The organism is Croceivirga thetidis, assembly GCF_012272815.1.
Lineage (GTDB): Bacteria > Bacteroidota > Bacteroidia > Flavobacteriales > Flavobacteriaceae > Croceivirga > Croceivirga thetidis.
Map to the genome: position 1 here is coordinate 566,099 of NZ_JAAWWL010000001.1, position 21,562 is coordinate 587,660.

Genomic DNA, 21,562 nt, shown 5'->3' on the forward strand with positions numbered 1-21,562 from the left:
AATGGGTAATTCTAAAACACCTTTACAAGCATTCGATAAATTCGTTCTTCGAACCCCATTACTTCCATTTCAGTTCTATACCGGTCTGACCGAAAAAAGTGAAGTTTCGGTTGACCAACTGAAAGAAGCATTTTCACAAGAGATTATTAAAGAAGCCATTTTTCTAGCATCGCCCACTTTATACTTTGAATTGGATAAATGGCAAAAAGATGAGTTGGAACCCAAAAAAGAACAACGGGTAATACTCTCCTTATTAAAATATCTTTCAAGAATGAGTTCGCGATGTACACCCTTTGGATTGTTCGCGGGTTGCACAATTGGAAGTTTCGCGGAGAAAACGCAGTTAGCACTACATAATCCTAGCGATTACCAAAGGTTTACAAGGCCCGATATGAACTATCTGGTTGCCCTATCACAAGACTTGGCCAAGAAGGAACATATCAAAACCCAACTTTGTTATTTTCCCAATTCAAGCTTGTATACTGTTGGTAACCAATTGCGCTATATAGAATACTATTATGCAGAAAGTAGACGGCATCACCATATAGTTGAGATAGATAATTCACACTACTTAAGTAAGATTCTGCAAATTGCTACTTCGGGTGCAAAATTAGAGGTGCTTTCGAATGCCTTGGTTGATGATGAAATCTCAGAAGAACAAGCCCTTGCATTCATAGATGAACTATTGGATAGTCAAGTTTTGACCAGTAATCTTGAACCTTCAGTTAGCGGTCCCCCATTCGTCAACCAAATGTTGAATGTCTTGGAACCCCTTCAAAATTGCGAGGCCGAAATCGAATTTTTGAAACAAATTTCTAATCGCTTTAATCAATTGGACTCAAAATTGGGGAACTCACCAGGTCAATACCTAAAATTGAGTCAATTTTTAAAACAAGAATCCACAAGTTTCGAATTGAAATATCTCTTCCAAACCGATCTCGAACCAAATGTGGAAAGCTGTACCATATCTAAAGAACATCTAAAGCATATTGAGCGTGCCTTACTTCTTTTCAACAAGCTTACCCCCAAAGTCAAGGAAAACAACTTGGAACGATTCAAAAAGGCGTTTCAAGAACGGTATGAAGAACGTGAAATGCCCTTATGCCATGTATTGGATGTTGAAACTGGTATTGGGTATCTTCAAAACACAGGGAATGGGGATGTAAACCCATTAGTTGATGATCTATTTATACCGCAGGCTGAAAATCCTTTTGCCGAAGACGAATTAAAACTAAATACCATTCACAAAAAATTACTCCAAAAAATTACTAAGGCCAGAGATAATAACGAACATGTTATTTCACTGGAAGATGCTGATTTTGAAGATTTCGAAGCAAATTGGACCGATACGCCAAGTACACTTTCCATAATGACTGAATTTATTCAAGATGGGGAGCAAACCAAAATCGTATTAAGTGGCGGCGGGGGTTCTTCAGCTGCAAATCTATTGGGGCGGTTTTGCCATGAAGAGAGCACAGTTACAAACTACACCAAACAGATTATAACAAAAGAAACCGAATTGAATTTCAATAAGTTGATTGCAGAGATTGTTCATCTGCCAGAGGCACGAGTGGGCAATATTCTAATGCGGCCGAGTTTTCGGGGCTATGAAATTCCATATTTGGCAAAATCCATACTTCCAGAGGAACAACAATTGACTTTGGAGGATCTATTTATTTCAGTCAAGGGCAATCGAATACTTTTAAGGTCAAAAAAATACAATATGGAAGTCCTGCCAAGATTGACCAACGCACATAATTACGCTGCAAACTCCTTACCCATTTATCACTTTTTATCCGATTTACAGACCCAAGGTCTTCGAGGCGCGATCGGCTTCAATTTCGGTCCATTATCAGGAATGTTCGACTTTCTACCCAGGGTGGAATATGGTAATCTAATTATACACGATGCCACTTGGCGCGTGCAAAAAAAGTCTATTGAACCCTTAATCACACATAAAAAAGACAACGAACGATTTGCGAAAGAAATGCTAGCTTTTCAAAAGACCAGAAGACTCCCAAAATATGTGCTACTTGCAGATGGTGATAATGAATTGCTGATCAATCTGGAAAATCGAACCTCGGTACAAATGCTTTTGGAAACGGTAAAAAATCGACCATCCTTTACATTAAAGGAATTCTTGCATGACAAAGGAGAACTGGTTACCTCAAAAAGGGGGTATTTTACAAACCAAGTTGTGGTCTCATTTTTCAACGAAGAAAAGCACCTTCAAGCAACCCAAATGAAAAAAGAATTCTATGGTGCAGCGTAGTTTTATACCAGGCAGCGAATGGATTTATTATAAAATCTATTCGGGACCAAAAATGTCGGACACCATCTTGACCGAGGTAATCTTACCTATTGCTGAAGAATTATTAGAGAAGCAACTCATTCAGAAATGGTTTTTTATAAGATATGCCGACCCTAAACATCATTTACGCTTGCGATTCTTAGTTGAACATGGCATTTCAGTGTCTGAAATAATGAATCCTATCTTTGAAGCTTTACAGCCTTTATCGCAACAAGATATCGTTTGGAAAGTACAACTTGATACCTATAACCGGGAACTTGAACGTTATGGAGCAAACACCATTGAACTATCAGAATCGCTATTTCACTTTGACAGTATTGCAACTACGAAATTTTTAAGTCTTATTGAAGGCGATGAAGGGGAACGATTGCGGTGGTTATATGGTCTACGTGCCATAGACACCCTAGTAAAGGTTTTTGGTTACACTATTGCACAAAAGCTACAGCTTTTGGAAGATTTAAAAATTGGATTCGGCAAGGAATTTAACATGTCGAGACCCCTTAAAAAACAGTTGGACGACAAATACCGCAAAGAACGAGCGGGTATTGATGAATTCATGAGTTTTACACAGCAATCAAATCCCGATTACCAACCCATTTTGGATATTCTGGAACAGTTCACTTGTACTGTTTCTCCTATTGCAGAAAAGCTATTGGAAATAGAGCGAAAAAATCAATTGCAACTTTCAAAAAATCAACTGCTGAACAGCTATATCCATATGTTGATGAACCGCTTATTCAAATCAAAAAACCGATTGAATGAAATGGTTTGTTATGATTTTTTGTACCGGTTTTATAAATCGGTTTATGCTAGGCAAAAAAAGGAAGCAAAATTAATGGTCAATTCTTAAAGGTTGGTGATTTTTGAATATAAATACCTAGGTGATTTCGCTCTATGTTCACTACTGCAACTTGCAGTTTATAGAAATATCACGACCTAATTAAATATTGACTATTTATTGGGAAAAAATAGTGTACTTATTGTACAATTCTAAACCCTTCCATTCCGGATTAACCGCTCTATTTTCATGTTGTATAACTTATAATTTATTATCATGAAAAAAAGTAAAAAAATCGGTCTTTCATTAAACAAAAAGGTTGTTTCTAATTTCCAACAAAGTACGATTAAAGGAGGAGCAACTCGTGGATGGACATACTGTAGTCAAGGATGTGTAAATACTGAATTTAAAGATTGTACAAGTTTACAAGGAGATTATTGTCTTAGTCAAGCGACTTGCAATGACCAATAAGAAGATTTATTAATTTCTTATTTATCTAGGCTTCTTGTAAAAGAAGCCTTTTTTAATGTAAAAAGTTCAACTGAATTTCAAATATTCTGAATAAAAAGTACCAGTATTATGAACTTATTTAACCTGATATTTATTTTACAAAGTCCTAATTTACAAGTAATTATATACATATATCATTATGAAAAAAAGTAAAAAAATTGGATTGTCTTTGAACAAAAAAATTATTTCTCAATTTAAATCTACTTCCATAAAAGGCGGATTAACAGGAATTTCCGCTTTGCCGGGAATTCAATGCGGTGGCGGAGGTGGAGGCGGTGGTTTCACTCAAGGTAACAGATGCCAACAAAGTGAAGAACTTATTGGTGGTTGTAACGACAATTAGAATTACAATTCACATGAACAAGCTGCTTAAAAGCAGCTTTTTTTTATCAGGAAAAGAATATCGGTTTAATGATGAATTGCAATTATAGTTACATTTTTTAAGAATTAATAAGGAATAAAAGCTTCCTCTTTTTTACACTTCTTCTACCCGATTTCTCTTTCAATACTATCTAATTTAAAGTGATTAATTTAAATATATCATTATGAAAAAAAGTAAGAAAATTGGGTTGAGTCTGAACAAAAAAGTTATCTCCAACTTCCAAAAAGAGCAATTGAATGGTGGATCTTCATGGCACACCAACATCGGTTGTCCAACCATGGAAACCTGCATTGGTAATGCAGAGTGTGGAAATCATTCCGATCATTGCTACGATACCCGGGCATGTGATTACTAAGGGTATTAACTCTTGAAAATTGTAAAGCCACCTTTTTAGGTGGCTTTTAACTTCAGTCAAAAACTTTCCTCAATTCATAGAATACGCGTTGTAGCACACTAAGTTCTTCAACCACTATCTCTGCCCTCCCTTGCATCTCTTGTTTGAATGCAATTGTCTTACCAAAAGACGTCTCTAAATTTTCTAAGGTGATGTATAATGTGTAAACGGTTTCTTCGCCTTGGAGCGGAACCTCTGAAATACTCTCAATCTTTCCGCTAAGGCTTCCCCATTCCTCGTAGGGATAATTGTCCAACTTCACCAAAACGGATTGCCCTTCTTTTACCTTTCCAGAATTTCGAACCGGGAGCGAGACCCTACCGATGATTCCATCCATTTTATGGGGCACCACCGTGAACAGCACCTCGCCAATATCTACATTTTGATACCGGTCCCAAATATCAAAAACAGTAACCTTTCCATCTATTGGGCTTCTAAGCAAATATTGTTGATCCCATGTAGTTAAAGCGGTTCTTAGATTTTGTTCCGCATTTTGTAAATCTTGTGCATTGGTGTTTTCAAATTCCGTGCCTTCAATATTTGTTCTGGTCAAATTACTTGTAAACTCATTCAACGAAATCTGAGAACTAAAAATGGCCGTCTTGATGCTTTCATACCGTTGCTGATCTTCTAAAAATCGTCGTTCCACGTTTTCAAATTCCGATCTTGAAATCACATCTTTTTCGAACAGCTTTTTGTTTCGTTCATAATTGCTTTTTGCCAGCGCCAAATTCTGTTCAAAAATTTTAAGTTGACGTTTTTGATTGGCCAAGAATTTACGTTCTTCAGTCAGTTGCTGTCGAAGCAGGGCGGATTGTTTCTTATTCGGAGCTAAGGTTTGGTACAGAATCATATTTTGGTACGCGATAAGAAAAGTTCCGTACAGGGCCTGCATTTCGCCTAAATTCAATTGTGCAGGAAAAGCAGCCTTCAACGAATCAAGACTTATCAATTTATTCGAAACCAAGTCTAATTGTTTTTGTAGAAAAATCACATCTTCGTAAGAGGCGGTATTCTCGATTTCGGCTAAAACCTGTCCTTTTGAAACTACCTCATCAGGTTGCGTGAGTACCTGGGTTAGCCTACCAGATGATCGGGCTTTTAAATAAATGGGAGGGTTTTTGCTGGTAATTACGATTTCAGCGGGTATAACATCGTTATAACTGACGATTGCAGAACCCACCAATAAGAGTGCAACAATGGCAAAAACAAGTGATGTACCCCAACGTATCATCCAATTGGGTGTACGGCCCAAAATCTCCTGAACTTGATCGGACCGTTCATTCAAATGTTCAATTTTTGCTTTGTATCCTTCTTCTTCCATAACCTACTGCCCCAGTTCCAATTGATTTTTAACCAACTCGTAATAAAGCCCTTTCTTTTTGGTTAATTCGGCATGACTGCCCCTTTCGGTAATTTTTCCTTTGTCCAACACAATTATTTGGTCGGCGTTTTTGACCGTACTCAAACGATGGGCAACCACAACAGCTGTTTTGCCCTTGTAAAACGCATCCAATTTTTCCATGATGGTCCGTTCATTGTTCGCATCCAGCGCACTCGTTGCCTCATCAAAAAAGATGTAATTTGGATTTTTATAAACAGCCCTTGCAATTAATATACGCTGTTTTTGACCGCCGCTCACATTGGTACCTGCGCTACCAATTTTTGTATTGAATCCTGACGGTAGTTGTTCTATAAAATCTCCAATATTGGCAACATCTACGGCGTGGGCCAATCGTTTTTTATCCATGATACCATCCGAGTCTGATTCGGTAATATTACGCGCAATGGTATCCCCAAAAAGAAAACCGTCTTGCATAACAGAGCCGCAAGCTTTCCGCCAAAAGGTGGTGCCCAAATTTTTGAGGTTGGTATTGCCAATCTTAATTTTTCCTTTGGTTGGAGCATAGAATTTTAAGAGCAGCTTGATCAAGGTGGTTTTACCACTTCCGCTTGCACCAACGATTGCCGTTATTTTTCCTTCAGGAATTTCCAACGAGATATTATCCAAAACCTTTGGTGAGTTTTTACCTCCGTACCGGAAACTGACCTTTTCCAAAGAAATACTAAGGTCTTCAGGCAACTCCGTTATGGGTTCCAAACGACGGTCTTCTTCATCGTCTTTTTGGTGGATTTCGGATAAACGTTCCAAGCTGATTTTAGCATCCTGGCCCGTTTGGATAAATGTGATGAAATTATTGATTGGCAAATTCAATTGACCGATTATATACTGAACTGAAAGCATCATACCCAATGTTAGGTTGCCATCGATGACCGATTTAGCTGCCACAAATGTTATTAGGATATTTTTAAGCTCGTTAAAGAAACGGCCACCAACATTCTGGGTTTGTGTTAAAGCCAGGCTCTTCAAAGAAACTTTAAAAAGTTTTACCTGAATGGCCTCCCATTCCCATCGTCTTCTACGTTCTGAGCCGTTCAATTTTATTTCTTGCATACCAGAAATCAACTGGTAGATACTGCTTTGGTTGTCAGCTGATTGATCAAAACGCTTGTAATCAAGTTCTGCCCGTTTTTTCAAAAAGAGTAGGGTCCAGCCCACATAAATCAGAGACCCAATCATAAAAATTGAGAAAATAAGCATGTTGTAATACGCCAGGACCACACCAAAGACCAAAATATTGAAGGCCGAGAAAATGGTATTCAATGTTGTGCTTGATAAGAATTCTTGAATTCTATCGTGATCATATATTCGTTGTATGATATCCCCTGTATTTTTTGAGTCAAAAAAAGCAATTGGCAATCGCATTAGTTTGATTAAAAAATCGGAAATCAAGTTGATGTTGATTCTACTGGTAACGTGCAAAAGAATCCAACTTCGAATAACCTCAACTGTAGTTTGCGATACGAAAAGGGTCAATTGTGCAATTAATATCAAATAGATAAAATTGATGTTCTGGTAATTGATACCATAATCCACAATTGATTGGGTCAGGAAGGGAAATATCAATTGTAAGATACTTCCAACAAAAAGACCCAAAAATAGCTGGGTTATGTATTTTGAATAGGGTTTGAAATAGGAGGTCAAGAATTTGAACCCGATTTTCTTGTCCTCTTCTTCATCTTGATCATAAAATCTAGGGGTAGTTTCAAATAATAAAAGGAAGCCTTCTGAATTTATGTCGGCATTTTTACCTATCCACCCTTTGATAAACTCCGATTTGCTGTAATCTACCAAGCCATGGGCAGGATCCGCTATGAAAACCCGATCCTTGGTTATTTTGTAAATGACTACAAAATGTCGTTGTCTCCAGTGGGCAATACAAGGCAGTGGAACTTCCTTTTCGAGTGTTTCAAAATCCAAACTGACGGCCAGTGTATGAAAGCCTATGGTTTCAGCGGCTTCAGCAATACCACCTAATGAGACCCCTTCTTTTGTAATATTCGACTTTCTTCTTAAAAAGTCAACGGGAAAAGACCTACCATAATATTTGGCAATCATTCGAATGCAGGTAGGACCGCAATCCATTTGGTCAAGTTGCCTGTAAAAGGGAAATCGTTGCGTCCTAAGCATAACTTACAAGATAGCAATTCTGAATATTCTACACGAGGAAAAAAAGTTCATTTCTAGGGCACTTTAGTTCGGATACAAAATATCCGACCTTACCCAAAAGAAAGAATTTTAATAGGTAGCGCACACTCTAGGCACTTTATAGTAGGAAAATCTAAAATTAAACGTATTTTTGCACCCGCTTTTACCCGAAAGCGATTGACATTTTGAAATTAAAGAATTAATAACCGGGGTCGGGTACCCCACAAATTAATGTGATATGCCAGTAAAAATTAGACTGCAACGCCATGGTAAAAAAGGAAAACCATTCTATTGGATCGTTGCTGCAGATTCCCGAGCAAAAAGAGACGGTAAATTTTTAGAGAAATTGGGTACCTATAACCCAAACACGAATCCTGCTACCATCAACTTAGATATTGATGGTTCGGTACAATGGTTGCAAAACGGGGCCCAAGCTACCGATACTGCACGTGCAATTTTGAGCTACAAAGGTGTAATGATGAAAAAACACCTACTTGGAGGTGTTGCGAAAGGTGCCTTTTCTGAAGAAGAAGCTGAAAAGAAATTTGCTGCTTGGTTGGAAGATAAAGAAGCTAAGGTTCAGGCAAAACGTGATGGTTTAAGCAAAGCTGATGCCGATGCAAAAGCCAAAGCTTTGGAAGCTGAAAAAGAGGTAAGCGAAGCTCGACTTAAAGCGCAACAGCCAGAACCAGAGGCAGAAGAAGTAGCTGAAGAGGCTGCCGCAGAAGGCGAAGCAGCTGTAGAGGCCACTACTGAGGAGGCTCCAGCAGAAGAAGCTACCACTGAAGCAAACGCTGAAACTGAAGAAGCTCCTGCTGAAGAGGCTGCTCCTGAGGCAGATGCTACTGAAGAAGAAGCTCCAAAAGAGTAAATAAAGAGTAACGATGCGCAAGGAAGATTGTTTCTACCTGGGCAAAATCGTATCAAAGTATAGTTTCAAGGGTGAAGTACTCCTAAAATTGGATACTGATGAACCCGAGATTTATGAAGAAATGGAATCAGTTTTTGTCGAATTGGGCAAAAATTTGGTTCCATTTTTCATTAAAAAAAGTCGATTGCACAAATCGACATTACTCCGCGTTTCGTTTGAAGATGTATCAGATGAAGCTTCAGCTGATACTATTCTAGGGAAAGGGGTGTATTTACCCTTGACAATGCTTCCCAAATTAGATGGAAACCAGTTTTATTATCATGAAGTTATTGGTTTTACAATGCTGGATAACGTTCATGGCGATGTTGGAACAATACAGTCCATCAATGATTCCGCTGCACAGGTTTTATTCGAAGTCCAAAAAGGAGAAAAGCAATTGCTCATTCCACTTACCGATGATATCATAACCAAGGTAAATCGAGAAGATAAAACTGTTCATGTGCAAACTCCTGAAGGCCTCATAGATCTCTATTTAGGAGAAGAGTGAAATTTTCTGAATCAGTTAATCTCTATCTTTAGTGAAATTAGCTATCAATAATGCGCTATTTAGTCTTCCTCCTAGGCCTAATAATTAGTTATTCGTGCAAGTTTGATGCAACTCAAACGAAAGTTGTAAAAGAACCAACCCCTCCGAACATTGTAATCATTTTTACAGATGACCAGGGTTACAACGATGTCGGGATTTTTGGCAGTGCTATTAAGACGCCAAATTTGGACCAAATGGCCGCAGATGGCATCACACTTACCAACTATTACGCGGCCCAAGCTGTTTGTTCTGCCTCGAGAGCCGGACTTTTGACTGGTTGTTACCCAAACCGCATAGGAATTCACAATGCACTAGGACCTGATAACACCCATGGTATCAATGCTACGGAAACCACCATTGCCGAAATGCTCAAAGCGATTGGATATAAGACTGCTATTTACGGAAAATGGCACTTAGGGCATCATAAAAAGTTCTTACCAACACGGCATGGTTTTGATGAATGGTTTGGAATACCTTACTCCAATGATATGTGGCCCTATCACCCGCAACAAGGACCAATTTTCAACTTTCCAAATCTTCATTTGTATGAGAATGAAATGGTCATTGACACCTTGACCGAGCAGTCTCAATTGACAACTCAAATAACAGAACGTAGCATAGACTTTATCAATCGGAATAAAGACAATCCCTTTTTTCTTTATGTCCCCCACCCGCAACCTCATGTGCCATTATTCGTCTCTGAAAAGTTCAAAGGAAAATCCGAGAAAGGATTATATGGGGATGTGATTATGGAGCTCGATTGGTCAGTTGGCCAAATTCTAGATGCCCTCAAAAAAAATGGGCTTGAAGAAAACACCATGGTTATTTATACATCCGATAATGGACCTTGGCTATCTTATGGTAACCATGCCGGAAGTGCTTGGCCTTTGCGAGAGGGTAAAGGAACTGCATGGGAAGGTGGGCAACGCGAACCTTTTATCGTGAAATATCCTGATAGTATTGCCCCAGGTAAATTAATTAAGGAACCGCTTATGGCCATTGACCTTTTACCTACCATAGCTGAACTTACTGGAGCGGAACTTCCTGATCAAAGCATTGATGGTAAAAGTTCCTGGTCTTTATTAAAAGGAGAAAGTAGCAAGAGTCCCCAAGAAGCATACTTCTTCTATTATCGGGTAAACGAACTCTTTGGTGTTCGCTATGGCAAATGGAAACTGTATTTCCCGCACAGGTATAGAACCATGGCTGGTCAAGAACCTGGCAAGGATGGTCAACCGGGTAACTATCGATTTATCAATCTTGAAGAAATTGAGCTGTATGATTTAGAAAATGATGTCAGCGAAACCCAAAATGTTGCCGAAAAATTTCCAGATGTTGTTCGAAAAATCAAATCGTTGGCCAAAAAAAAGCGCCAAGAACTCGGTGATGCTTTGCTCGACATCGAGGGTGAGGAAACCCGTGAACCTGGTAGAATTTAGAATGGAGGAATTCCGATTTAAAGCGTTTACTATTCAACAAGACCGTTGCGCAATGAAGGTGGGAACCGATGGCGTTTTATTGGGGGCATGGGCTTCTCTAGATCACAACCCAAAATCTATACTTGATATCGGCTCCGGAACTGGACTTATTGCATTGCAAATGGCACAACGTTCAACGGCTGAACTTATCGATGCTATTGAATTGGACGAAAACGCATTCGAACAATGCGTTGAAAACTTTGAAGCTTCCCCATGGTCCGATAGACTATTTTGCTATCATGCTTCGTTTCAGGAGTTCATAGCTGAAATGGATGAACCCTACGATTTAATTATTTCGAATCCCCCGTTTTATAAAGAAGATGTGCCATCTAGGAATTTTGAGCGTGACAAAGCCCGTCAAAGCCAATCCTTGCCCTTTGATGTCTTATTGGAAGGAGTTTCAAAACTACTTTCAGTTTCAGGGCAATTCGCCGTTGTTGTCCCCTTTGCAATACAAGATGATTTTTGCTCCATTGCTTCTAGTTATGACCTATTCCCTCTAAAAATCACCCATGTCAAAGGCAATTACAATTCTCCTTTCAAAAGATCCCTTCTTCAATTTTCTAAAAATAAAATCGAGGTTAAAGTCGAGGAACTCGTTATAGAGAAAGAGCGACATCTATACACCGATTCTTATATAAATCTAACTAAGGATTTTTACTTAAAAATGTAACAAATACAAGGTCTAATGTTTTATTTCGTTAGTACCTTTGATAAAATTTTTTGCATGAAACCTGATTTGTTTGAAGCACCCGATTATTACAATTTAGATGACCTATTGTCTGAAGAACATAAATTGGTCAGAGATGCTGCCCGTCAATGGGTCAAGCGTGATGTTTCGCCAATTATTGAAGAATATGCCCAAAAGGCAGAATTTCCAAATCAGATTATCGCAGGATTATCTGAGATAGGTGCATTCGGACCATACATTCCAGCGGAATATGGTGGTGCCGGACTTGACCAAATCAGCTATGGATTAATCATGCAAGAAATTGAAAGAGGTGACAGTGGTGTTCGTTCAACCGCATCAGTTCAATCTTCGTTGGTGATGTATCCCATTTTTACCTACGGAAACGAAGAACAACGCAAAAAATACCTTCCAAAATTGGCTTCTGGTGAATGGATGGGCTGCTTTGGTTTAACAGAGCCCAATCATGGTTCCAATCCCGGTGGTATGGAAACCAAATACAAAGACATGGGCGACCATTATTTGCTAAATGGTGCCAAACTTTGGATTTCGAACTCTCCTTTTGCAGATGTTGCTGTAGTTTGGGCAAAAAACGAAGAAGGGCGCATTCACGGCCTTATTGTTGAACGAGGTATGGAAGGCTTTTCTACGCCTGAAACCCATAATAAATGGTCGCTTCGCGCTTCCGCAACTGGTGAATTGATTTTTGACAATGTCAAAGTGCCAAAAGAAAACCTTCTTCCGAACAAATCGGGATTAGGAGCACCACTAGGATGTTTAGATTCTGCCAGATATGGAATTTCTTGGGGAGCTATAGGCGCAGCTATGGACTGTTATGATACCGCCCTACGCTATGCTAAAGAACGGGTACAATTTGGCAAACCCATTGCTGCATTTCAATTGCAACAGAAGAAATTGGCAGAAATGGTAACAGAGATTACCAAAGCACAACTATTAGCATTTCGTTTAGGCCAACTAAAAAATGAAGGGCGGGCAACTACCGCCCAAATCTCAATGGCAAAACGCAACAATGTTGAAATGGCCATCAAAATAGCTCGCGAAGCCCGTCAAGTTTTGGGTGGAATGGGCATTACTGGAGAATACAGTATCATGCGCCATATGATGAACCTAGAAAGTGTGATTACCTATGAGGGTACCCACGATATTCATCTATTGATTACTGGCGCTGATATTACGGGTATTCCAGCTTTCAAATAAACCCAAAAGACTTTAGTGCTTTTGTAACTTTAGCAAAACTGTTACTAAATACAAGAGCATGAAAACCGCTTCACGAAGAAGGTTCTTAAAGCAAGTAAGCCAAGGAACCCTAAGTTCTTTTGCCGTTCCCATATTTGGAGCTGATTTATTGAATACATGGGAATCAGCAGGATTAAGCGATGTTGAAAATACCACTGAAGCCTATTGGGAATTGATAAAATCACAGTTCAATTTTGCAGAAGGACTTCACTATTTCAACAACGCCTCTTTAGGAGCATCTTCTACACACATACAACAGGCCACCAATACGTTTAGAAATACATTGGATGGGTTTCCGTCACGATATATGTGGGGTGGTTGGGACGATGAGAAAGAAGAAGTCAGAAAGAAAGTTGCTAAACTATTTTCGGTATCATCCGAAGAAATTGCCTTGACCCATAACACAACTGAAGGCATGAACTTGATTGCTCGTAGTTTTGATTTAAAACCGGGCGATGAGGTGATATTGGCTAATCATGAACATGCAAGCGGTTCAATACCTTGGGAAGTATGGCAAGAATCCAAAGGCATCAAATTGGTAAGGCCAGAATTACCAATTCTACCTGAAACGGTATCAGACTTGGTCGAGGTCTATAAAAAGGCCATTACCCCAAAAACGAAGGTCATTTCAATGTGTCATATTGTGAATACCAATGGCATGATACTACCGGTCAAAGAAGTTTCAAAGATGGCACATGAAAAAGGCATTCTGGTAGCTGTTGACGGGGCCCAATCCGCCGGAATGTTCCAAATCAATCTGCACGATTTAGGTTGCGACTTTTATACTGCCAGTTCTCATAAATGGTTGTTTTCACCCAAAGGAGTTGGAATTTTCTATGCAAAAAAAGAAAGTCAACAGTATTTAAAACCCTTAATCGTTGCCCGTGGATATACTGACACAAGCATTCGGCGATTGGAAAATTACAATACCCGTAACCTACCGGAAGTTTTGGGTCTTGGGGCATCAATAGACTTTCACAATACCATTGGCAGTGAACGTATTCACCAACGTACATTTGAGTTGAAAGCGTACTTCCGGTCAAAGATTGAAAAGGACTCAAGATTCACAATAAAAACCCCTGATTCAGATAAACTTTCAGGGGCAATTCAAGTGATTGAAGTAAATGGAAAGGACGTTAATGATGTTAAAAATCAACTTTGGGAGGAATACGGTATCGATTGCCGACCAATGTTCAGCAAAGGGTTAAATGCTTTGAGACTTTCCTTCGCTCTTTATATCACCAAAAAAGACATTGATTACCTTGTTAAAGCACTAAAAGAACTCGCTACCTAAGGGTTTCAAGCAATCACTTTTTCAACAGTGATTTTAATGGATTTACTGATGGGCGTCTGACTTCTATCCGCAAATTGATCTATCGGTACGAGCAAGTTGGTCTCTGGAAAATACGCTGCACAATTTCCTTGCGGTATTGCATAGGGGACTACAATGAATTTTTCAGCAACACGAATTTTTTTATTGTAACTACTTTTTAAATTCACCACATCGCGTTTTTTAAGCGCTCGGCTTTCCATGTCTTTCTCGTTCATAAATAGCACCCTACGTTCATTGTGAATTCCACGATATCTATCGTGCAACCCATAAATAGTAGTATTGAACTGGTCATGAGAACGAATGGTCATTAAAACCAGTTCCTCTTTTTTTAATTTAAGGTCCGGCAATGGATTTGTAGTCAATTGGGCCTTCCCATCAGGAAGCATGCTAAAATCTAAATTTCTCACGTTATTGGGTAAATAGTAACCGTGCCCTTTGGAATTTTTACTGGTGTTCTGAAATCCTTTTACGGTTTTATCAATCAAGGCACGAATGGCTTCGTAATCAGAAGCCAAATTTTCCCAATCTACAGGGTGTTGACCCTCAAAAAAGGTGTGCGCCAACATCGCAATGATTTCTGGTTCACTTTTTAATTGCCCCGAAACTGGTTTCAACAATCCTTTACTGCGCCGTACTTTTCCGGTGCTACTTTCCATTGTCAAGAACTGTGACCGTCCTTTTTGTACATCCTTTTCAGAGCGACCGAAGGTGGGTAACAATAGAGCGGTCTTACCAGTTATCAAATGACTTCTGTTCAATTTGGTACTGATTTGAACAGTCAAATCACATTTTTGAACGGCTTCGGAGGTATAGCTTGTGTCGGAAGCTGCCATGACAAAATTCCCACCCAAACAAACAAAGACTTTGGCCTTGCCTTGATGCATTGCTTGAATCGCTTCAACCGTATCAACACCTTTTTTTGTAGGCGGTTCGAATTTCAAATGTTCACGAATACGATTGTTCAAGCCTTCATTTACGAAATGCATGATACCGACGCTCCGGTCGCCTTGTACATTGCTATGCCCGCGAACGGGACATGTCCCTGCAAAAGGTTTTCCAACAGATCCTTTTAGCAATAAAATATTGACAAACTCCCGAATGTTATGCACCGCATTCTTATGTTGGGTAAGCCCCATAGCCCAACAAATAATAATTTTTGAATTATTCGCCAGTAATTCAACAACCTCATCTACCAATGTTGAATCGAGCCCAGTACGTTGTAAAAGTTCCTCTTCGGAATATTTCGACAAATCAGTTCTTAAATCATCATAGCCTTTGACATAATTTTCAATAAAACCATGGTCGAGAACCTGATTATTTTCAGCATCCAGTTTGTTTAACTTTTTCAGTAACAATTTTGCAAGGGCAACATCTTCATTGATTTTTACCGGTAGATGAATATCTGCCATAGTATTACCGCTACCCAGCATATCCCCCACTTTTTGGGGGTTTTTGAAATTTACCAATCCTGTTTCCGCTAGAGGATTAATACTAATTACTTTTCCCCCATTTTTCTTGCATTCTGACAGGGCCGAAAGCATGCGTGGGTGATTGGTACCTGGATTTTGACCAACTACCAAAACCACTTCTGCCCCATAAAAATCTTCAACTTTGACCGAGCCCTTGCCAATACCCAAGGTTTCTGAGAGTGCAACTCCAGATGATTCATGGCACATATTTGAACAATCTGGCATATTATTGGTGCCGAAAGCCCGGGCAAACATTCCGTACAGAAAAGCTGCTTCATTGCTAGAGCGCCCTGAAGTGTAGAAAATCGCTTCATCTGGATTTTGGAGTTTTCCTAGTTCTTTGGCTATAAGTTGATAAGCATCCTGCCAAGAAATTGGTTCGTAATGTACATTTCCTTCCCTGAGTACCAAGGGTTCGACCAAACGGCCCAATTTATTTAAATCGTAATCGCTTAAAAGGGAAAGTTCTTCAACTGAAACTTGAGAAAAAAACTCGGCATCCACATATTCCCGAGTTGCCTCGTCAGCAAGGGCTTTTGCACCATTCTCACAATATTCAGCAAGCTTTGATGGGTTTTTAGGTACGGGCCAGGCACAACTGGGGCATCGAAAACCGTCTTCTTGGTTCATTTTGGCCAAGGCCTTCATTGAACGGAGTACACCCATCTCTTTAAAACTATGATTTAAAGCAGCAGTTACCCCGTCAAGACCTGCCGCAGTTTGAGAGGGAGCAGAGAGTTCCAATCCCGTGAATTCAATGTTACCCGTTAGCGAGATGTTTCGTTTCTTATGAACCATTCCCTAAAGATAACCCTCATACGGGCATTATTTGTTTCTCCCCCTGGATTTTGTCTGATTGGTAATATCCTTTTTTCTACTTGTTTTCATCTCTGCATATCGCGGGTCTTGAATAAAATCCTGCTTTTGCATTTTGATAACCTCAATACTCAGAAAACCGAACTCACTGACCACCTTACCGTAAAAACGATAAATACCCTTACCCCGAAAGGGATATTTCGCAGCTACAGGTGGAAAAAGTACCGTATCGAACACCTCGCCATATTGGTCAATGAGCGTGGCAAAATACATACGCTTTCCCGTATGGGTGCTAGTATTCTTTACAGTCACCAGGTAGCCATAGATGTCAATTTTTTTGTTGAGATACCGCTGCAAATCACGTTGCCCGTTTTTACTTAATAGCGGTTCTTTCAACAAGTCAAAAGGTGTACATAACGGAAAACCTAAGAGTTCCCATTGTTCAAAGGCAGTTTCAAGAGGCGTGGTATCCAGTTTTGGAATTCTAAACTTACCCCGTTTCGGGGGAAACAACTTTGGGTGGTCAATACGCTTGCTTTTACCCAATAACATATGTGCTTTCCAGAGCAGCTCGTGTTTATTGATGCCTGTAAAACGAAAAGCGTCAATACGAACCAATATGCTGATTTGCTCTATGGAGATAAACACACGATCAATGAAATTTTCCAGCGATGTGAACTTTCCATTGGTTTCCCGCTCTTTAATGATGCGCTGCATGACCCGTTCTTCCAATTCGCGCAGGTACATCATGCCCAAATAAATATGGGTGCCATAGATGACATTGGCACCATAACTTTGATTGATACAGGGCGGATGAATGGTTGCCCCCAACATTCGGGCATCATGAATGTAAAATTCAGCCCGGTAAAAACCACCACCATTGTTCAGTACGGCCACCATATATTCCAACGGAAAATAGGCTCTCAAGTAAAGGCTTTGATAACTTTCAACGGCATAGGATGCTGAATGCCCTTTGGCGAAGGCATAACCGGCAAAACTGGCCACCTGATACCAAATTTCATCAATCAACTGTTCATCATAGCCCTTTTTAATACAATTGGTTCTGAACTTTTCCTTGACTTTTTCAAACTCAGCCCGTGAACGAAATTTACCGCTCATTCCACGCCGTAATACATCGGCCTCTCCCAGGTCTAAATCCGCAAAAAAGTGCGCTACTTTTATCACATCTTCCTGGTACACCATTACCCCATAGGTTTCGGGCATAATATCGAGCATCACAGGGTGGGCTTCCCGTTCGGCCCTACCCGGGTTTCGATGCCTTAAAATGTATTCACGCATCATACCACTCTTTGACACTCCAGGCCGTATAATCGAACTTGCAGCAACCAAGCCCAAGTAGTTATCCACTTCGAGCTTTTTTAACAGCATACGCATAGCGGGCGATTCTACATAAAAGCAGCCCATACACTGTGCAGTTTTTACCATATTATTGATTATGGGGTCTTTGTAAAAGCGCTTCACATCGTGAATGTCAAAATTTGCTTTTTCGGGTTGGTTGTATGCTACAATACCAAGGGTGTCCTTTATTTTACCAAGTCCGCGTTGGGCCAAAATATCAAACTTAAATAGGCCCACGTCTTCGGCAATGACCATATCAAAATGTACGGTTGCAAACCCTTTTGGGGGCATGAATGTCGCTGAAAAATGGTGTAGCGGTTTTTCACTAATTAATATTCCGCTTGCATGAACACTCACGTAATTGGGCATGCCCTCAATCAACTTTCCGTATTTGAGTACAAGCCGAACCACACTATCCGATTTCGGTGTCGATACTACGCCATTACTAAGGGCATCAATTTCACTTTTTGGCAGTCCGAATACCTTGCCCAACTCTCTTACAACCCCTTTATACTTAAAAGTAACGTAGGTACCCACCAGGGCCACATGGTCAAAACGGTCAAAAATGTACTGGGTCATTGCCTCTCGGTCACGCCACGAAAAATCGATGTCGAAATCAGGTGGGTTGGCACGGTAGAGATTAATGAAGCGCTCAAAATATAAATCAAGTTCTATGGGGTCTACATCTGTAATCTGTAATAGGTAGGCTACAATGCTATTGGCCCCACTGCCTCGCCCCACATAGAAAAATCCCTGTTCGCGGGCATGCGAGATAATGTTCCAATTAATCAAAAAATAGGAGACAAAACCCATTTTTTTGATAAGCTCCAACTCTTTGTCCAGTCTATTCTGAACGGTTACAGATATGGTTTCGTAGCGCTTGGGCAGTCCATCGTAACATAACTTATGGAGCAAGGCCTCGTCTTCTTTTTTGCTACCCGTATAGTATTTCAAATTTTGAGGGATACGGTTCGTGGAAAAATCAAAATGAATACTACACTGTTCAAGTAATTTCTGGGTATTCTCAAGGATAAAGGGGTATTCAGAAAAGGCCTCGACCAAATTTTCCAACGAATGCATTCGGTCTTCTTCACTGGCCAATTCAGATTCTTCAAGCTTACTCAACAAGACATTATTGTCAATGGCCCGAAGCAATCGATGGGCGTTATAATCGCGTTTGTTTCGAAAGGTTACGGGTTGCTGTACCACCAATTTATCGCGATACGTTTTTAAGCGTGAGAAAGGCAACCTTCGTAAATCCCGTATCGAAATACCAATAAATTCGTGAGGGAGGAATCCATCCAATTCATTAAGCAAAACCGTTTCGAAAGGATATACTACAACGGCATTTTTTAATATGGGCGCCCTTTCAGGAATTTTCAAATCGCCATGAAGGTGGTACGACAACAACTCGTTCAATTCTTGGTAGCCCGCGTTATTTCTTGCAATACCTATGAAACAAGTTTCCACTCCTTTTCTAAAGTCTATTCCCAAAATAGGTCTCACATCATACTTCGGAGCTTCACGCACAAAATTCAGACAAGCAGAGGTGTTGTTGATGTCAGTGAGTACCAGTTGTTTTATCTGATTCTCTTGTGCCAATTGCAAAAGCTCCTGTTCAGAAAAGGTTCCAAAGCGGAGGCTATAGTACGTATGACAATTCAGATACATATCATTGCTTTCTGTGTGCCAGTACAATCGGCGGTTGTCCATTGAACGGATTATGCATTCTGCCAATGGTTCGTGCACCCATAGCTGAGGCCCGAATTACGGCACGGTCGCCAAAACGGTTACGAACCCTATCCATTGCCTGATAGAGGTTCAAGGCCTCTTCGGTATCATCAAACAAGTTAATTTGATAATTGCCCGAGACCAGGTGACTGAATCGAATACCCACTAAGCGAACCAACATTCGTTTGCTGTAGAGCGAATCAAAAAGCTCCATAATTTTTGGAATTAAAATATGGTCAGCACTCGTATACGGAATACGCTTTTGTTTTGAGTAGGTATTGAAATCTGAATAGCGGATCTTCACCGCAATACAGGCCGTCAATTTTTCACCCCGTCTCAATTGATAGGCTAGGTTCTCGGCCATGGCCACAATAATGCCCTTGAGTTTGACCACATCTATAGTATCACGGTCAAAGGTGCGTTCATTTGAAATCGACTTTCGTTCGTGAAAAGGAATTACCGGAGTATTATCCATACCGTTGGCACGTTTCCAAATCACTCTACCATTCGCCCCGAGTACGCGTTGCATGACATCCATCGGCATTTCTTGTACCGTTCGTACTTGCCGTATGCCCAGATTACGCAAAGTCTGATAGGTCTTGTCGCCCACCATGGGTATTTTTTTGATTGAAAGTGGTGCCAGAAAAGGTTTTTCCAGTCCAAAATCAATTTTCAATTGATTGTTTGGTTTAGCCTCATTAGTAGCAACTTTAGAGACCACTTTATTGACTGAAAGTCCAAATGAAATGGGCATTCCTGTCTCCTTAATGACCTTACGGCGCAACTCAGTAGCGTATTTATAGGCCCCAAAGAATTTGTCCATACCCGACAGGTCGGCATAAAACTCATCGATACTCGATTTTTCAAATACGGGGACCCCTTCTTTAATAATCTCGGTGACCTCATCGGAAACCTTGCTATAAGTACCTGCATTGCCCTTAATCACAGTTGCTTCTGGACAAAGCTCCCGCGCCATTTTCATGGGCATGCCCGAGTGAATGCCATAGCCCCGGGTCTCATAGCTGCAGGCCGCAACAACGCCCCTATCACTGATACCACCGACCAATAAGGGTTTGCCCTGCAATTCAGGGTTGATTCGCCGCTCTACGGATACAAAAAATGTATCCAAATCCAGATGTAAAATGGTCTTACTCACTCGTTCAGAAAAAGGATAGCTAATTTATGGAATATTTCCTTTTTTATGGATTATTTCCAATATATAATTTCATCAATAAAACTTATAATTAACTTCCATTCAATATGTAACTACTATGTGCTATAACACGAGACAATCCCGCAAAAAGGCGGAACTACAAAAATGGGCGAATGTAGAAGCACTCGTTGGGAACATTCCGGACGATTTTGAGCTCATTTACTTCTCTGTAAGCGGTTTTAGTCATCCCGTGATGTGGAGTATAACACAAGAGCGACCTGATGCCCTTTCACCTAATATGTGGGGTATAATGCCTTCTAAACAGAACCAGGCAGATTACAAGGAATATTTTAAAAACCCAAAGACCTTTGGTGGGTTGAATGCCAAATCTGAAAAGCTATTCGACCATTTTATCTATCGCTATTCTTGGGAACATCAGCGATGCCTAATTCCCGTAGATGGTTTTTTTGAACCGCACAACACCAAAGTAAAGGTGAAGGGCAAAGACTTTAAAGTACCGTTCTATTTTAGCAGAAAAGATGGCGACCCACTCTTTCTGGCGGGGATTTATACCAACACCGCTGACGGACGCAGAACCTTTTCAGTATTGACAAAAGAAGCTACACCCATGTTTGCAGCAATACATAACGACAAAAAACGAAGACCGGTCATCATCGATTATGAAAACAAAGACGAATGGTTGGCCGAAGGATTAAACCAAGATGATGTACAAAACCTAATTGAAGAAGATCTATGGGAAGGAGCACTCGCCGCCCACCCCGTGACGAAAAACCTATACTCAAGAACAATAGACCCCAATTATCCTGAAATCATAAAAAAGGAAGACTACGTAGAGGTCAGTATAGATTTTGCTTAGGAAAAAGTAAATCTAAAAG

Annotated in this window: 17 protein-coding genes; 12 read left to right on the forward strand and 5 right to left on the reverse strand. The window is 40.1% G+C overall.

From position 1 onward, the window contains the following. Window position 1 precedes the first annotated feature (1 nt). The 5 genes from HCU67_RS02470 to HCU67_RS02490 all read left to right on the forward strand — a co-directional run bounded on the left by HCU67_RS02470 (window position 2) and on the right by HCU67_RS02490 (window position 4,336). Window positions 2-2,272: a lantibiotic dehydratase family protein gene (locus HCU67_RS02470; RefSeq protein WP_168551022.1), complete on the forward strand. Its 2,271-nt coding sequence runs from the start codon at window positions 2-4 to the stop codon at window positions 2,270-2,272. Beyond that, on the forward strand, window positions 2,259-3,161 hold the full coding sequence (locus HCU67_RS02475; RefSeq protein WP_210423603.1) for a thiopeptide-type bacteriocin biosynthesis protein: 903 nt from the start codon (window positions 2,259-2,261) through the stop codon (window positions 3,159-3,161). The genes HCU67_RS02470 and HCU67_RS02475 overlap by 14 nt, the downstream gene beginning before the upstream one ends. A 204-nt stretch (window positions 3,162-3,365) precedes the next feature. Further along, window positions 3,366-3,560, forward strand: a complete 195-nt coding sequence (locus HCU67_RS02480) for a hypothetical protein (protein ID WP_168551024.1) — start codon at window positions 3,366-3,368, stop codon at window positions 3,558-3,560. 178 nt (window positions 3,561-3,738) lie between these two features. Then, window positions 3,739-3,942: a hypothetical protein gene (locus HCU67_RS02485; protein ID WP_168551025.1), complete on the forward strand. Its 204-nt coding sequence runs from the start codon at window positions 3,739-3,741 to the stop codon at window positions 3,940-3,942. 202 nt (window positions 3,943-4,144) lie between these two features. After that, window positions 4,145-4,336: a class I lanthipeptide gene (locus tag HCU67_RS02490; protein WP_168551026.1), complete on the forward strand. Its 192-nt coding sequence runs from the start codon at window positions 4,145-4,147 to the stop codon at window positions 4,334-4,336. 52 nt (window positions 4,337-4,388) lie between these two features. On the opposite strand, the gene HCU67_RS02495 is transcribed toward HCU67_RS02490, so the two are convergent. Further along, entirely contained in the window at window positions 4,389-5,699 is a 1,311-nt protein-coding gene (locus tag HCU67_RS02495; RefSeq protein WP_168551027.1) for an HlyD family secretion protein, read from the reverse strand. 3 nt (window positions 5,700-5,702) lie between these two features. Then, on the reverse strand, window positions 5,703-7,907 hold the full coding sequence (locus HCU67_RS02500) for a peptidase domain-containing ABC transporter (RefSeq protein ID WP_168551028.1): 2,205 nt from the start codon (window positions 7,905-7,907) through the stop codon (window positions 5,703-5,705). A gap of 256 nt (window positions 7,908-8,163) precedes the next feature. Here HCU67_RS02500 and HCU67_RS02505 point away from each other — a divergent pair, with 256 nt between their 5' ends. From HCU67_RS02505 to HCU67_RS02530, 6 genes are read left to right on the forward strand one after another with little or no spacing between them, the layout of a single operon-like run. After that, window positions 8,164-8,796, forward strand: coding sequence for a 30S ribosomal protein S16 (locus tag HCU67_RS02505; RefSeq protein WP_168551029.1), 633 nt, complete (start codon window positions 8,164-8,166; stop codon window positions 8,794-8,796). 13 nt (window positions 8,797-8,809) lie between these two features. Beyond that, the gene (rimM, locus tag HCU67_RS02510; RefSeq protein ID WP_168551030.1) at window positions 8,810-9,343 is read left to right on the forward strand and encodes a ribosome maturation factor RimM; all 534 of its coding nucleotides are present in this window, start codon (window positions 8,810-8,812) and stop codon (window positions 9,341-9,343) included. Between the two features lie 50 nt (window positions 9,344-9,393). Beyond that, on the forward strand, window positions 9,394-10,821 hold the full coding sequence (locus tag HCU67_RS02515) for a sulfatase family protein (protein WP_168551031.1): 1,428 nt from the start codon (window positions 9,394-9,396) through the stop codon (window positions 10,819-10,821). A 1-nt stretch (window position 10,822) separates the two neighbouring features. Continuing rightward, a complete protein-coding gene (locus HCU67_RS02520) occupies window positions 10,823-11,533 on the forward strand; it encodes a tRNA1(Val) (adenine(37)-N6)-methyltransferase (protein WP_168552030.1) in 711 nt (236 codons plus the stop codon). 54 nt (window positions 11,534-11,587) lie between these two features. Further along, a complete protein-coding gene (locus tag HCU67_RS02525; RefSeq protein WP_168551032.1) occupies window positions 11,588-12,766 on the forward strand; it encodes an acyl-CoA dehydrogenase family protein in 1,179 nt (392 codons plus the stop codon). A 58-nt stretch (window positions 12,767-12,824) separates the two neighbouring features. Beyond that, entirely contained in the window at window positions 12,825-14,099 is a 1,275-nt protein-coding gene (locus tag HCU67_RS02530) for an aminotransferase class V-fold PLP-dependent enzyme (RefSeq protein WP_168551033.1), read from the forward strand. A 5-nt stretch (window positions 14,100-14,104) separates the two neighbouring features. Here HCU67_RS02530 and HCU67_RS02535 read toward each other — a convergent pair whose 3' ends face one another. The 3 genes from HCU67_RS02535 to dinB are packed head-to-tail and all read right to left on the reverse strand — an operon-like array spanning window position 14,105 to window position 20,669. Next, window positions 14,105-16,405, reverse strand: coding sequence for an FdhF/YdeP family oxidoreductase (locus HCU67_RS02535; RefSeq protein ID WP_168551034.1), 2,301 nt, complete (start codon window positions 16,403-16,405; stop codon window positions 14,105-14,107). Between the two features lie 27 nt (window positions 16,406-16,432). Beyond that, a complete protein-coding gene (locus HCU67_RS02540; RefSeq protein ID WP_168552031.1) occupies window positions 16,433-19,453 on the reverse strand; it encodes a DNA polymerase III subunit alpha in 3,021 nt (1,006 codons plus the stop codon). A 1-nt stretch (window position 19,454) separates the two neighbouring features. Then, window positions 19,455-20,669, reverse strand: a complete 1,215-nt coding sequence (gene dinB / locus HCU67_RS02545) for a DNA polymerase IV (protein WP_168551035.1) — start codon at window positions 20,667-20,669, stop codon at window positions 19,455-19,457. Window positions 20,670-20,784: 115 nt separating this feature from the next. Between dinB and HCU67_RS02550 the strand changes: the two genes are divergently transcribed. Beyond that, window positions 20,785-21,543 (forward strand): SOS response-associated peptidase, encoded by a 759-nt coding sequence (locus HCU67_RS02550; RefSeq protein WP_168551036.1) that lies wholly within the window; start codon window positions 20,785-20,787, stop codon window positions 21,541-21,543. Window positions 21,544-21,562: the final 19 nt, after the last annotated feature.